The organism is Streptomyces sp. NPDC043996 (assembly GCF_056435225.1).
Genome location: NZ_JBWKEY010000014.1, coordinates 1 through 13,735 on the forward strand (window position 1 = coordinate 1; position 13,735 = coordinate 13,735).

Below are 13,735 nucleotides of genomic sequence, written 5' to 3' on the forward strand. Positions count from 1 at the left end.
GCTGCACGAGTTCCCACTCGGCATCGGACAGTTCATGGCGGCGTATCACCACCCCATGATCCACAACCCAAGATCACTTTGACGACAGGGCCTAGGCGCCCCTGGGCGCGAAGAACTGCGGGTGTGTCTTCGCACGTCGAGACAGGTTCGGTTCCCAGTGGTGTCGGCAGATCCGGGCACTCTCCCCACGAAAGACGGTTCGGCACGCCCGCCCGCAACGCCCCGCGCACCGCAACGCGCACCCCAGGCCGACACCCGCCCCACCGCACTCACGGCCACCGACATTCAGACCCACTACACACTTCGCCTGCTCCTCGCGCTGCACCTGCCCGAGACCGAACTCGTCTACGACATCGACGACGCCACCGGCACCACGAGCATCCAACTCCAGCGCGGCGACGGCGCATGGGCCCGCGTCCCCTTCAGCACTGACCAAAGCGTCACCTACGGCGGCGACGCCGACCTGTGGGCACCCGCGGCCTTGTTCGCTCGGGTGCGGGGGTTTCAGCCCGTCCGGCGATTGAGGACAAGCGCGCAGCGCGACAGATTCAGCCCGTCCGGCGTTTGAGGACGAGGCGCGGAGCGCCGATTTAGGGGGTGCGCCCCGCAGGGCGTCGCGCGGGGGTGCGCCGGGCCAGGAGCAGGGTCGCCAGGGCGACCACAGTCACCGCCACCAGGTGTTCGCGGCCCGCCAGGTTCGGCTTGAGGAAGGAGCCGACGACCGTCGGTACGACCATGGCCAGGCACAGGACCGGCGCCCGCAGCCGCACCGCGAGGTAGGTGAACAGGCCCACGACCGCCGCGGAGGCCCCCGTGTCGACGGCGCTCGCGTACGAGGCGGGCACCCCCGCCCAGTGGCCGGGGCCGATCGCCACCATCACCCGCGCGGCGAGCGTGCCCGCGAGGGTGGCGCCGTACGCGACGAGGAGGGTCCGCCGCCACCCGATCAGGAGCTGCGCGAGGCCGAAGGCCAGCACGAGGCGGGGGACGCCGCCCCACGGCGGCTGCTCCCGGGTCGGGATGAACACCGAGAGCGGGGTGCGCAGCAGCGACTGCCACAGCGGCTGGTCGGCGCGGACCTCGCCGAGGAAGCGCACGACCGCGTCGCTCGCGGGGATCTGCTCCAGGCCGTGCAGCACCAGCATCGCGGCGGTGCCGGAAAGGGCGAGGAAGACGCCCCCCGCGCCCCGGGCCCGCAGCTCGCGCCAGGCGGCGACGGGCACGCGCCGCCACTCCCCGCGCAGCGCGCCCCGGACCCGGGCCAGCGGGCGTCTTCGCCCGGGGTCGTGCTCATCGGCTCGCCGCGGCATCGGCCGTCCGTCCTCTTCCCACCGCGTCGCGCCGCCGGCACTTCGCACCACTAGTGACTGTATGTACTGTCCTGTGGCCAAGGCTAACGGGCGCGGGCGCGGAGGGCCCGGGGGATCAGACCGGGCCCCCGGGGATCAGACCGTGCTCAGCGCCACCGTGGGGGAGAGCCGGGCGGCGCGCGCCGCCGGGTAGAGACCGGCGAGGACGCCGACCACGAGCGTCGCGGCGATGCCGCCCGCGAGCGCCCACGGCGGCACGACCGGCGTCCACCCCTGGGCGCGCGCGAAGCCGTACGTGGCGAGGGCGCCGAGAACCGCGCCCGCGACGCCGCCGAGCGCGGAGAGCAGCAGCGACTCGGTGAGGAACTGCGCCCGGATCGCGCCCCGGGTGGCGCCGATGGCGCGGCGAAGGCCGATCTCCTGGCGGCGCTCAAGGACCGAGATCACCATGGTGTTGGCGACGCCGACGCCGCCGACGAGCAGCGCCACCGCGCCGAGCCCCAGCATCAGGGCGGTGAGCCCCTCGTCGGTCGCGGCCTTCGCGGCGAGCGCGTCGGACGGGCGCGAGACCCGCACCGTGCCCTCGTTGCCCGGGTTCACGGCCCGCGCGAGCACCGCGCGCACGTCCGCCACCGCCGCGTCCCTGGACCGCTCGAAGACGGTCGTGGGGCGGCCGTCGAAGCCGAAGTACCGCTCGGCGGCCGGGAACCCGACCAGGGCGACCCGGTCCAGGGTCGGCACCAGCTCCACCGGCGCGAGGATGCCGACGACCACGACGTACCGGTCCCCCATCATGATCTTCTCGCCGGGCGCGGTGACCCCGAGCCGCGCCGCCGCCACCCGCCCGAGCACCGTCACCGGCAGCCGCTCGCGCGCCCGGTCAAGCCACACCCCCCGCTCCACCCGGGTGCCGAGCGTGGCCAGCAGGTCGGTCCGCGCCGCCTGCGCGGTCACGCCGGGGGCGCGCTCCTCGGGGACGGCGGCACTGCGCCGCACGCGCGCGTCGACGTCGCCCGTGGCCGTGGCGCCGAGGACCGGGCCCACGCGCTCCACCATCGCGACGGCGTTCTCCGGCAGCGGCACCCGGTTCCGGTCCGCGTCCTCGCCCGCCTCCGCGGTCAGCAGGTTCGTGCCGAGCCGGTCCAGGCGCTGCATCAGGTCGGCGCGGCTGGACGTGGACAGGCCGACGACGGCCACCATCGTGGCGATGCCGATCGCGATGCCGAGCGAGGACAGGACGACGCGGGCCCGCCGGGCGCGCAGGCCGACGGCGCCCACGCGCAGGACGTCCGCCGGGGAAAGCCGCGCGGGCCGCAGCCGCCGGGCGCTCACGCCGTACCCCCAGGGCGCCCGCCGGTGTCGGCGATGATCCGTCCGTCGCGGAAGCGGACGCGGCGCGGCAGCGCGGCGGCGATGTCGTGGTCGTGGGTGATGACGCAGACGGTCGTGCCGGACGCGTTGAGCTCCCGGAGGAGGTTCATCACGACTTCGCCGGACGCGGAGTCCAGGGCGCCGGTCGGCTCGTCGGCGAGCAGCAGCGAGGGCGCGCCGACGACGGCGCGGGCGAGGGCGACGCGCTGCTTCTCGCCGCCGGACAGCTCGCCGGGCCGGTGGTCGAGCCGGTGCCCGAGCCCCACCCGCTCCAGGGCCGCGCGGGCGGCCTCGCGGCGCCGCCGGGCGGGGACGCCCGCGTACAGCAGCCCGTCGGCGACGTTGTCGACGGCGCCGCGCCCCGCGGCGAGGTGGAAGTGCTGGAACACGAACCCGATGTGCCGGGCCCTGAGCGCGGCGACCCGCGCGTCGGACAGCGCCCCGACGTCGTGCCCCGCCACCCGCACGGTGCCCGCGCTGGGCCGGTCCAGGGTGCCGATGAGGTGCAGGGCGGTGGACTTCCCCGAGCCCGAGGGCCCCACGATCGCGAGCAGTTCCCCGGCGCGCACGGTGAGGTCGACGTCCCGCAGGGCGGTGACGCCGCCGGGGTAGCTCTTGCCCACCCCGCGCAGCTCGACGACGGCGGCCGCGGCTGTGGCTGTGGTGCTGGTCGGCTCGGTCACTGGGCCGCCACCCCCACCCGCTGGCCCGCGCGCAGCCCCGCCCCGCTGACCTCGATGTTCCCGTCGGCGGTCAGGCCGGTCTCGACGCGCACCAGGCGGGTGCGTCCGCCCTCCACCAGCTGCAGCCCGTATCCGCCGCGCTCGCCGCGCAGCGCGACGACCGCCTCGACGGGCACCGCGAGGACGCCCCGGCGGCGCTCGCTGACGAAGGTCACGCTGGCCGTCGCCCGCGCCGCCTTCCCCGACAGCGCGGACGCGCCGCCCCGCAGTGCGATCTCCACGGTGATGCCGTCACCCCCGGAGGCGGCACCTTCGCCGTCTGACTCCGGCCGTACCGTCCCCGTCACCCGCCCCCGCACCTTCTTCCCGTCGCCGAGCGTCACCTCGACCCGGGTGCCCGTCGCCGCCAGCGGGCCGTCCCGCTGGTCCAGGTCGGCGCGCACCACCGGCTGGGGCGACGCGGCGGTGAGGACCACGGTGTCGGGTCCTACCTGGTCGGCGAGGGCGGCGTCGGCCGCGGTCACCTTGACGGGGCCGCGCTGGAACACGACGTGCCCCTTGCCGACGCGGCCCGTCGGCGTCCGGTTGAGGGACTTCTGCCAGCGCTTGACGGCCGCTGCGGTCGCGGCGTCGTACCGCACGTCCACGTAGAGCCCGGCACCGAACCCCAAGGCCTGGAGCGAGCGTTCTAGTTGGAGCACGTCGGTACCCCGGTCGCCGACGCGCATCTCGCGGAACATCGGCACCGGCCCGTAGAGCAGCGTCACGGGCTTGTCGTCCAGCTCGTACAGCGCCTGCCCCTGCCGGACCGTCGCGCCCTCGCGGGCGGCGACGGTGACCGTGCCCTCGACGGCCGCCTTCACGGACCTGCGCCCGGCGAAGTCCACCGTCCCGTCGGTGGTCTTGCTGCGCACCAGGTCGGTGCGGACGATCTCGGCGGTCGCGGGCGGAGCCGCCCCCTCGTCCCTGGCCCCGGACCGCTCGCCGCCGCCGAACGCGAGGGTGCCCGCGCCCACGGCCCCGGCGGCGGCCACCGCCGCGGCCACCGCCCATCCCGTACGACGCCTCACTGCATGCCGTCCAGGCCGTCCAGGAGCTTGTCCGCGCAGGCGTCCCGGGCGCCGCGGTAGGCGGGGGACTCGGGGTCGTACTTCGGGCTCACGGGGTTCGGGTCGCCGCCGGGCTGCACATTGCCGTCGGACAGGGTCGGGTTGCGGAACTCGGACAGGCCGTTGTCGCGCATGCACTTGGCGTGCGCGAGCATCGACTCGTAGTCCTTCTGCACGTCCCGCTTGGGCGCCTTGTTCATCGCGGCCTCCATCTCGGGGAAGCACACGCCGTCCTTGCCGCCCTTGTACTTGAACCCGGTGTCGCCGGGCTCCTTCACCTTCTCGATCTCGCTCTGGTCCAGGTGGCCGCTGAGCTTGGGATCGGGGAAGTCCTTGAGCCCGGCCTTGGTGCGCATGCAGCGCACGTACTCCATCTGCGCGTCGTAGAAGGCGCTCTTGCCGCTCTTGTCGCCCCCTCCCTCTTTCTCTTCCTTCTTCTTCTCCGTGCCCGCGTCCTTCTCCCCGGGCACGGAGGCGACCTGCTCGTCCTCGCCCCCGCCGTCGTCGCCCGAGCCGCAGCCGACGGCCAGGGCGAGCAGGGGCGCGGCGACGAGCGCGGTGAGGCGGAGGCGGGCGGCGGCGGGAGTCAGCGATGCGATGCTCATGCGGCTCACCGTCGGGCGGCCGCGTGATGGTCAGTCCATGGCCACATGATGAGCGCGTAACAATCGCGGCCAGGACCCCACCAAACCCCTCTGACCAGCCCGTACGGCGCGATCCCTGGCACATAATCGAGCGCATGCCGCATGTGCTCCTCATTGAGGACGACGCCTCCGTGCGCGACGGGATGGAGCTGGTGCTGCGCCGTCACGGCTACGAGGTGTCCGTCGCCGGAACCGGCGAGAGCGCCCTCGCCCTGCTCGACGCCCCCGAGGGCCAGGCCGTCGAGCTCGCCGTGCTCGACCTGATGCTGCCGGGCCTCGACGGCTTCGAGGTGTGCCGCCGCATCCGCGCCCGCGCCGCCCACTCCACCCTGCCCGTCATCATGCTGACCGCGCGCGGCGACGACCAGGACGTCGTCACCGGGCTTGAGGCGGGCGCCGACGACTACGTGGTCAAACCCGTCACCGCCCCCGTCCTGGAGGCCCGCATCCGCGCCGCCCTGCGCCGGGCGACCCCCGTGGCGGCCCGCGACAGCCACGCGGGCCTCGACATCGACCGCGCGGGCCTGACCGTCACCAAGAACGGCACCCCCGTCGCCCTGCCGCCCACCGAACTCCGCCTGCTCCTGGAGCTGTCCGCGTCCCCCGGCCAGGTCTTCAGCCGCGAACAGCTCCTGCGCACGGTCTGGGACCACGACTTCCTGGGCGACTCCCGCATCGTGGACGCGGCCGTAGGAAGACTCCGAGCGAAGATCGAGGACGTGGCGTCCCGCCCGCGCTACATCCAGACGGTCCGGGGCTTCGGCTACAGATTCGGCCCGCTGTGATGCGGAGGCGCGGTGATTCAGCCCGTCCGGCGTTTGAGGACGAGGCGCGAAGCGCCAATGCGGTTAAGCGGGGGGACGGGGGCGGCAGCCCCCGGTTCGGGAAGGGGCGGGCCTGGGGCGCCCCGCGAGGCCTGCGCACCCGCCTGATCACCACCTTCGCCCTGGTCGCCCTCACCGCCACAGCCACAGCCACCGCCCTCGCCTACCGCGAAGCCCGCACGGCAGTGCTGACCCGCACCCAGGAAGCCGTCCAGCAGGACCTCCGCACCCGCCTGGACACCCTCGCCCCCGACTTCGACGTCCCGCCCGACCAGCGCGGCCTGTCCGCGTTCGCGGGCTCGGTGTCCAAGGGCCTGACCGGGGCGCCCCTGGTGGTGGTCCGGTACGAGAAGCTGGTGGCGGCCTCCGAAGGGCCGCCCGACGACCCCCGGATCACCCGCGAGCTGCGCGTCGCCGTCGGCGCCTCCGGCCGCATGCGCCTCCAGCGGGTCACCCACGACGGCGACCCGTACCTGGTCGTGGGCACGCCCGTCACGTACGAGGGCGGGCGCGCGTCCCGCCTTGAGGTGTTCACCGTCACCTCGCTGCGGGCCGAACAGCGCGACACCGAGGCCCTGTTGACGTCCGTACGGGACGGCCTGCTGCCCGTGCTCGTCCTGACCGCGCTGCTCGCGCTCCTCGCGGCCCGCACGGTCCTTCGCCCGGTGCGCGACCTCGGCCGCGCCACCCGCCGCCTCGCCGATGGCGACCTCACGACCCGCGTCGAACCCCGGGGCCGCGACGAACTCGCCGACCTGGCCAGGGACTTCAACACCACCGCCGACGCACTCCAAGAGACGGTGGCCGAGCTGCGCGGCCAGGAGGAGAAGGCGCGCCGCTTCGTCGCCGACGTGTCGCACGAGCTGCGCACCCCGCTCGCGGCGATGACGATGGTGGCGACCGTCCTGGACGAGGACGCCGACCGTTTTCCGCCCGACGCCGCCCGCGCGGCCCGCACCGTCAGCGCCGAGACGGCCCGCCTGACCCGCCTGGTCGACGACCTGATGGAGATGTCCCGCTTCGACGCGGGCGTCGCCCGGCTGCACCTGACCGAGGCCGACCTCGCCGCCACCGTCCGCTCCAGCCTCGACCTGCGCGGCCTGACCGACCGCGTCGAGCTGCGGCTGCCCGCCGCCGCCCCCGCCCTCATCGACGTGCGCCGCGTCGACGTGATCGTCGCCAACCTCGTCGGCAACGCGCTGCGCCACGGCGCCCCGCCCGTGACCGTGACCCTCACCACCGCAAGCGGCGTCGCCGAGCTCACCGTCGCCGACCGGGGCCCCGGCCTGCCGCCGGACGCCCTGACCCGTGTCTTCGACCGCTTCTACAAGGCCGACGCGGCCCGCGCCCGCTCCGAGGGCAGCGGCCTCGGCACCGCCATCGCCTGGGAGAACGCCCGCCTGCACGGCGGTTCCATCGTGGCCGCGAACCGCCCCGAGGGACCCGGCGCGCACTTCACCCTGCGCCTGCCGCTGCGGACCTCCGCACCCCGCACCCCGGAGGACGACACCCCATGACCCTCGCGCGCCCGCGCGCGGCGGCCCTCGCCCTGGCCGCCGCCTTCGCCCTCACCGGCTGCGGCGTCCGCCCCACGGACGTGATGTCCGGCGGGGACCCGGCGACCGGCCTCACCCGGGGCATGCGCCTGTACTTCGCGCAAGGCGGCGGACTCCAGGGCGTCTCGCGCGCCGACGACGGCAGGATCCGGGTGGTCGAGGCGGCCGTCAAGCTGCTGTCCCAGGGCCCGACCCGCGCCGAGCAGGAGCGGGGCCTGAGCAACCTCGTGGAGCTGAACGCGTACTGGGCGACCGCCAAGGGCACCCGTGTCACCTTCCACTCCCCGGACGCCCCCTTCGACCCCGACACCGACCGCCTCGCCAACGGCCAGCTGGTCTGCACCCTCGCCCGCGCCCAGGCCTTCCTGTCGGCCAAGGACGAGGACCGCCGCATCCGCCCCGACGACGTCCAGGTCACCCTCGTCAACTCCGAGCGCCGCCTCGGCCCGTACCGCTGCTCGCAGTTCCTCAACGGCTGAAGTCCCAGGCTGTCACGTCCTGTTGCGGACGAAGGAGTACATCATGTACTGCTTCAGGCCCTTCGTCTTGGGCTTCGCGAGGAGCTCGGTGCTGAGGAACAGGCGGCCGTTGCGGAAGTGCAGCTCGGCGTCGATGGGGACCATGCCGGCGGGCCGGTCCCGGGAGGTGAGCAGCTTCGTCTCCTTCATCGTCCGGCCGTCGAGGGACACCACCTCCACGCCCCCGAGGTCGCGGTAGGCGAGGACGGCGCCGCCGTCCATGCGGATCGGGAACATCGGCACGCCCTCGCCCGCGTTGCCGCGCGGCCCGGTCATCTTCCCGGTGCCCAGCGCGAAGGCGACGAGGTCGTTCGTCGAGTTGTAGCCCTTGGAGCCGTCGCGGCGCGCGGTCGGCACGTACAGCCGGTCGTTGCCGACGACGATGCCCGCGCAGTCGTTGACCACGGAGGTCTCCCCGCAGTCGTGCATGAACCGGCGCTCGGCCAGCGCGATCCTGGAGCGCAGCTTGCCGCGCCCGTCGAGGGCGAACACGTCGGTCGCGCCGGACGCGCTGATCTCGCCGGAGTCGACGCCGACGACGACCGGGTCGGTGGAGATGACGTTGACGTTGCGGACGCCCTGGGGCAGCTTGTGACTCCAGCGGGGCTTGCCCGAGGCGGGGTCCAGGTCCTGCACGGAGAACCTCTCCGCGCCGATCTCGCCGCAGCCGCGCACCGCGACGAGCCGCTCGCCCCCGGCGTAGCCGACGTCCCTGCACCGCTCGCCCGCCTTGGGCTTCCAGCGCGTCGCGCCGGTGCGCAGGTCGAAGGCGGCGCCGCCGTAGAGCCCGCCGACGCCGACCGTGTTCCCGCTGATGGCGACCTGGTTGAACGCCGTCTTCTGCTTCTGGTAGCCGACGGTGAGGGTCTTCGTCCACAGCTTGTCGCCGGTGGCGACCTTGAACGCGGTGACCTGGGTGCAGGGCGCGCGGTAGCCGTTCTCGTCGTGCGCGGCCCCGGCCGTGAGGACCACGGCGATGCCGCCCGCGCCGACCTCCGGCGAACCCCCGCAGGCCTGGCCCGGCTTGGCCAGGGTCCACAGGACCCGGCCGTTGGCGGCGTCTATCCCGCTGATCTTCTTCACGGACGCCTTCACATAGACGTCGTCCGTGAGCCAGGACCCCTTGACCGGCCAGTACGTCTCCCCCTTGGGGAGCCGCGGCACCGGCGCCGCGCCCTGGAAGGTGGTCTTCGGGTCGCTGGGCACGGTCTCCTGGGGCTTGGCGTACGCGGGCTTGCGCGCGCCGTCCTCGCGCCCGCCGCGTCCGCCGCGCCCGGCGTCGGAGTCGTCGCCGGTGCTCGACGCGTACCAGGCGGCGCCCCCGGCGACGAGGGCCAGGGCGGCGCCGGAGGCGATCACGACGAGGGCGCGGCGGCGCCTCGGCGGGCTCGGCGGCGCGGGCGGCGCCGGTGGGGGTCCGAAGCCGCCCGGCGGCGGGGGCACGGGCGGGCCGAAGCCGGGCGGCGGCACGGCGGGCGGCGGTCCGAAGACGCCGGGCGCCGGGTGCTCGGGCGAGGGCCCGGGCCCGGGCACCGGGGGCGGCTGCGTCATGGCGAATCTCCCTGGTGTGGTGCTGCCTTGAGGTTCCTGCGCGCGCGGCGAACCCACCCGTCCGCGCTGGCCCGCCGGTGGGGCCGTCAGTGCCCGTACGACACGAGCCGCCCCTGCTCCTTCTTGCCGAGGAGGCTCTTGGGGTTGAGGCGGGAGGGCGCCACGAAGAGGCGGCCGCCGCTGTAGAGCGTCTCCCCGGCGAGCATGTCGGCCTCCCACTGCCGCGCGGGCGTCGGATGCCGCAGCAGTGTCCTGGGCGCCCCGCCCGTGGCGGCGAAGCGCACGGTCCGCCCCGGCACGCGGGTGTCGGGGCGCACGTACACGACGACACCCGAGCGCCCGGCTCCCGTCTGCCGCACGGGCCTGAGCTGCCGCCCCTTCACGGAGGCCGACCACGCCCTGCGGCCCGTCGCGAGGTCGAAGGCGACGACGCGGTTGGGGCCGAGGAGTCCGTCGGCGGGCGCGGTGGGGAGGTAGATCCGGTCGTCGCCGACGGCGCCGCCAGGACAGTTCTGCACCCCTTCACCGGAGTCCCCCGCGCCGTCGCACATCTCGAACTCCTCCCGGCCCCGGCCGGGATCGATCCGGGCGCGCTGCCGCCCGGAGCCGTCGACCGACACGAGGGCCCAGTCCTCGTACGTCTTGGTGGCGCGCACGGCGAGCACGAGGGGATCGGCGGAATAGATCTTGTCGACCTTCCAGCCGGTCTCCGTCCGGTACCGCCAGAGCACCTCGCCGGTGTCCGGGTCGATCCGCTTGACCTGGCCGTGCGCCCGGGGCGCGCCCGGGGCGCAGGTGTCGACGAGCAGCAGCCGCTCGCCCCCGGCGACGTCCTGGAGCGAACAGGGCCCGGACGGCTTCGGCTTGACGGTGAAGAGGCGCTTGCCGTCGCGCACGCGGTACCCGTGCGCGACGTCGCCCTGCCCGACGGCGAGGGTGGAGCCGCTGATGGCGAGGCGCACGATGCTCGTGGAGTCCTCGAGGCCGTGCGCGGTGAGCGTGCGGCGCCAGCCCAGGCCGCCGGTGCGCAGGTCGAGCTGCTGGAGCCGGTCGCACGCGCGGCCCTGGGTCTTGTTGCCGTTGGTGAGGGCGAGGACGACCTTGCCGCCCGGAGAGGCGTGCACGGGCGAGTCGCACACCGGCGCGGGAAGCCGCACCGTCCACGCCTTCTCGCCGCCGCGCACGCGGTACGCGGTGACCTGGTCGTACTCGGCCTGCACGACGAGGTCGTCGACCGTCCACAGGTCGTTCAGGAGGGCCCCCTTGCCGGGCAGCCGCACGTCGTTCAGGGCGAGCCAGCCCCTGGCCTCGCCCGGCCTGCGCCCGGCGTTGACGTCGACCCGGCGCACGGGTGCGGCGTCCGGCCCGTCCGCCCGCTCCCCCGAGCCGGACGGACGGGCCGGTTCCCGCGTCTCGCGCGCCGCGGGCTCCCGGAAACCGTCACCACCGCTGTCGTCGTCCCCACGGGTGACGGCGTACAGGCCCCCGCCCGCCCCGGCGAGCACCAGCACGGCCGCCGTGACCCACACCGCGACGGCGGACCGCCGCCGTCGGGGAGCGGGCTCCGGCTGGGCGTACGGATTGCCCGGTACGGGCTCATGTCGCCGCTGGGGCGGGGGACTCGCCATGCGAAGAGTGTGGACCAGAGGAGCCCGGAGATGGAGATAGTTTCTAGAAAATCCCTCTAGATTCTGGCCATGTTCCGGGCCGTTCGCGGAGGTTCGCGAGGGCGGAATCTGCTCTACGCTTGACGCCATGGCGGCGGAGAAGGTCACACGGCGGGCGGGCACCCGCGCCGATGCCCCGAGCGGGCCGGGGCGGCCGCGTGTCCCCTAAGCAGCAGCGCGGCGAGGCCACCGTGGACCTGCTCCTGGACACGGCCCTGCGGGTGTACGCGGACGCGGGCCAGCAGGGCTTCACGGTGAACGCGGTCACGGCGGCGAGCGGCGTCAGCTTCGGCAGCCTCTACCACCACTTCGGCAGCTTCGACGGCCTGGCGGCCGCGCTCTATCTGCGCTGCGTCGACCAGCTCTGCGACCCGGTGGTCGCCGCCGTCACCCGCTGCCGCACGGCGCGCACGGGGGTGCGGGCCTTCGTGCACGCGTATCTGGACTTCACCCGCGCCCACCGCGACGTGGCCCTGTTCCTGCACGGCTCGGCCTACTCCGGCTATCTGACGGCCCACGCCACGGAGGTGATGGCCGCCAAGGACGCCAAGTTCGCGCCCATCGGCGACTGGCTGCGGCCCCGGGTGAGCGCCGGTGAAGTGGCCCCGCTGCCCGCCCACTTGATCGAGATCCTGGTCCTCGGCCCGGTCGCGGAGACGGCCCACCGCTGGCTGTCGTCGACGTACGCGGTGGACCTGGACGAGGCGGCGCGCGTCCTGCCCGACCGGATCTGGCGGTCCCTGCGGGCGGACTGAAAGGGGGCCGGGGCCTTCGGGCCGAGCCGGTCAGCGGTGCTCGGGGGTGCCGCTCGCCGCGGGCTGCGGCCGGCGGCGCGGCGGCGGGCACGAGGCCGCGCCCGTCCGCGCGGTGCGCGACACCGACAGGACGAGGTCCCGCAGCCGCTCCACGTACAGCCCCATGTTCTTGTGCGCGGCCCCCGTGTCGGGCAGGCGGCAGGCGAACTGGAGGCCCTCGTGGAGCCGGGTGACCCAGGCGCACACCTGGTCGCCGTACGAGACCCGGACCAGGCCGTACGCCTTCTGTTCCCGCCACCGCTCCGAGCCCGGGAGGGAGCGGGCGTCGACGAACGAGACGATCGAGTACAGGTCCGGGGACGTGGGCCGGAAGTCGGAGCCGAGCAGCCCAAGCACCCGGGAGAGGGGCATCCGCGACAGCGGCCGCCCCTCCCGCAGCGCGGCCCTGACCAGCGTCAGGGCCGCGTCGAAGTCCGCCGCCCCGGCCACCGGCACCTCGATGGGCGCGCCGCCCACGTACCAGCCCACCGACTCCGTCCACCGCGAGGTGACCCGCGTGTGGAACGGCACGACGGTGCGGTAGACCTCCAGGCCGCTGAGGTCGCGGACGATGAGGGCGGTGGCGGCGAGCAGCCCGACGAGGCTGCCGCCGTAGGGCCTGCAGTACGTCTCGAACCCGGCCGCGTCCTCCGCGCCGACCAGCGTCTCGCACAGCAACTTCTGCGTGGGCAGCGGTCCTTGGGGGTCGAGCCCGAGGTCCACGGGGAAGTTCGGCAGCTTCCCGTCGCACCGCCCGATGAACTCCCGCCACCGGGCGACGATCGCGTGGTCCTCGTCGATCCGGTCGGCGTCGTCGCGCTCGCTCGCGCAGAAGTCGACGTAACTGGCGACGGGCGGCGCCGCCACGGCCTTCCCCTGGCGCCGGGCCGCGTACAGCGCGTGGATCTCGTCGGGAATCCGCTGGATCGAGTACGAGTCGACGTTGCTGTGGTCGAACGCCATGTAGACGCTGGTCGATTCGGGCCTGACGACGGCGGCGAAGATGAAGTTGGGCCAGGACAACGCGTCCGCGGCGACGTCGAACCGGTCCTGGAGGTAGCGCGTGAGCGCGTCCGCGTCCCCGAACGCGCCCCTGTCCTCGCGGCGCAGGGCGACGGCGTCCGCGGCCAGCGTGAACCGCCGCATGTCGTCGCCGACCCAGCGGAAGCCGCTGCGCAGCGTCTCGTGCCGCAGCGTCCAGTCCCGCAGCGCGCCCTCCAGGGCGTCGAGGTCGACCGTCCCGGGGACGTCGAAGGCCGTCCCGAGCCAGGTCGGCACGTAGAGCCCGCCCTGCCGCACGGTCCGCGCGGTGCGCACGTGCGACTCCTGTACGTACGCGGGGGGCCGCGCGTCCTCGGGCAGTCCCGCCGCGGCGGCCACCGTCTCGGGGTGCACGGTCCACTCCACCAGCCGCCCGGGCCGGATCTCGCACCGCTGGATGTCGGTCACTCGCACGGGAATCTCCGATCGCGTGTCCGGGGGAGGGCACCACCGGTCGCCAGTGTGTCGCTTCACGCCCCGCGCCTCCAGGGCCCCACCCACCGCCCTCCGGGATCAACGTGGGGACCAACGACCGGAAACCGACGGAGCAACGCGGCGCCCCTCCTGGCCCGGCACCTGGCCCCACGGCCCTGAGCTGGCCCGGCACGCCTCCGGGCGGCGGCGCCGGGGGGCGCGCGGGGGAGCGGAGGGCGGCCTTCAGCCAAAA

The 13,735-nt window shown here is 74.6% G+C and carries 13 protein-coding genes; 5 read left to right on the plus strand and 8 right to left on the minus strand.

Features of this window, described 5'->3' with window-relative positions; translation table 11 throughout:
- The first annotated feature begins 160 nt into the window (after window positions 1-160).
- Window positions 161-568, plus strand: a complete 408-nt coding sequence (locus AC07A4_RS31245) for a hypothetical protein (protein ID WP_478605065.1) — start codon at window positions 161-163, stop codon at window positions 566-568.
- 22 nt (window positions 569-590) lie between these two features.
- On the opposite strand, the gene AC07A4_RS31250 is transcribed toward AC07A4_RS31245, so the two are convergent.
- The 5 genes from AC07A4_RS31250 to AC07A4_RS31270 all read right to left on the minus strand — a co-directional run bounded on the left by AC07A4_RS31250 (window position 591) and on the right by AC07A4_RS31270 (window position 5,078).
- Complete coding sequence (locus tag AC07A4_RS31250) at window positions 591-1,310, minus strand: hypothetical protein (protein ID WP_478605066.1); 720 nt, start codon at window positions 1,308-1,310, stop codon at window positions 591-593.
- Between the two features lie 135 nt (window positions 1,311-1,445).
- Window positions 1,446-2,642 (minus strand): ABC transporter permease, encoded by a 1,197-nt coding sequence (locus tag AC07A4_RS31255; protein ID WP_478605068.1) that lies wholly within the window; start codon window positions 2,640-2,642, stop codon window positions 1,446-1,448.
- The gene (locus AC07A4_RS31260) at window positions 2,639-3,364 is read right to left on the minus strand and encodes an ABC transporter ATP-binding protein (RefSeq protein WP_478605071.1); all 726 of its coding nucleotides are present in this window, start codon (window positions 3,362-3,364) and stop codon (window positions 2,639-2,641) included. The genes AC07A4_RS31255 and AC07A4_RS31260 overlap by 4 nt, the downstream gene beginning before the upstream one ends.
- Window positions 3,361-4,410 carry a peptidoglycan-binding protein gene (locus tag AC07A4_RS31265; protein ID WP_478605074.1) on the minus strand — a complete coding sequence of 350 codons (1,050 nt, stop codon included), beginning with the start codon at window positions 4,408-4,410 and terminating at the stop codon, window positions 3,361-3,363. Before AC07A4_RS31265 ends, AC07A4_RS31260 begins: the two co-directional genes overlap by 4 nt.
- A gap of 20 nt (window positions 4,411-4,430) precedes the next feature.
- Window positions 4,431-5,078, minus strand: coding sequence for a hypothetical protein (locus AC07A4_RS31270; protein ID WP_478605077.1), 648 nt, complete (start codon window positions 5,076-5,078; stop codon window positions 4,431-4,433).
- Window positions 5,079-5,212: 134 nt separating this feature from the next.
- On the opposite strand from AC07A4_RS31270, the gene AC07A4_RS31275 reads away from it, so the two are divergent.
- From AC07A4_RS31275 to AC07A4_RS31285, 3 genes are read left to right on the plus strand one after another with little or no spacing between them, the layout of a single operon-like run.
- A complete protein-coding gene (locus AC07A4_RS31275; RefSeq protein WP_478605079.1) occupies window positions 5,213-5,902 on the plus strand; it encodes a response regulator transcription factor in 690 nt (229 codons plus the stop codon).
- Window positions 5,902-7,458, plus strand: coding sequence for an ATP-binding protein (locus AC07A4_RS31280; protein WP_478605081.1), 1,557 nt, complete (start codon window positions 5,902-5,904; stop codon window positions 7,456-7,458). Before AC07A4_RS31275 ends, AC07A4_RS31280 begins: the two co-directional genes overlap by 1 nt.
- Complete coding sequence (locus AC07A4_RS31285; RefSeq protein ID WP_478605084.1) at window positions 7,455-7,976, plus strand: GerMN domain-containing protein; 522 nt, start codon at window positions 7,455-7,457, stop codon at window positions 7,974-7,976. Before AC07A4_RS31280 ends, AC07A4_RS31285 begins: the two co-directional genes overlap by 4 nt.
- A 12-nt stretch (window positions 7,977-7,988) precedes the next feature.
- Here the strand turns inward: AC07A4_RS31285 and AC07A4_RS31290 are convergent, their stop codons facing one another.
- Window positions 7,989-9,566: an outer membrane protein assembly factor BamB family protein gene (locus AC07A4_RS31290; protein ID WP_478605086.1), complete on the minus strand. Its 1,578-nt coding sequence runs from the start codon at window positions 9,564-9,566 to the stop codon at window positions 7,989-7,991.
- 86 nt (window positions 9,567-9,652) lie between these two features.
- Window positions 9,653-11,194, minus strand: coding sequence for an outer membrane protein assembly factor BamB family protein (locus AC07A4_RS31295; protein WP_478605088.1), 1,542 nt, complete (start codon window positions 11,192-11,194; stop codon window positions 9,653-9,655).
- A gap of 197 nt (window positions 11,195-11,391) precedes the next feature.
- Here AC07A4_RS31295 and AC07A4_RS31300 point away from each other — a divergent pair, with 197 nt between their 5' ends.
- Window positions 11,392-11,988: a TetR/AcrR family transcriptional regulator gene (locus tag AC07A4_RS31300; protein ID WP_478605090.1), complete on the plus strand. Its 597-nt coding sequence runs from the start codon at window positions 11,392-11,394 to the stop codon at window positions 11,986-11,988.
- A 30-nt stretch (window positions 11,989-12,018) separates the two neighbouring features.
- Here the strand turns inward: AC07A4_RS31300 and AC07A4_RS31305 are convergent, their stop codons facing one another.
- Window positions 12,019-13,482: a condensation domain-containing protein gene (locus tag AC07A4_RS31305; protein WP_478605092.1), complete on the minus strand. Its 1,464-nt coding sequence runs from the start codon at window positions 13,480-13,482 to the stop codon at window positions 12,019-12,021.
- Window positions 13,483-13,735: the final 253 nt, after the last annotated feature.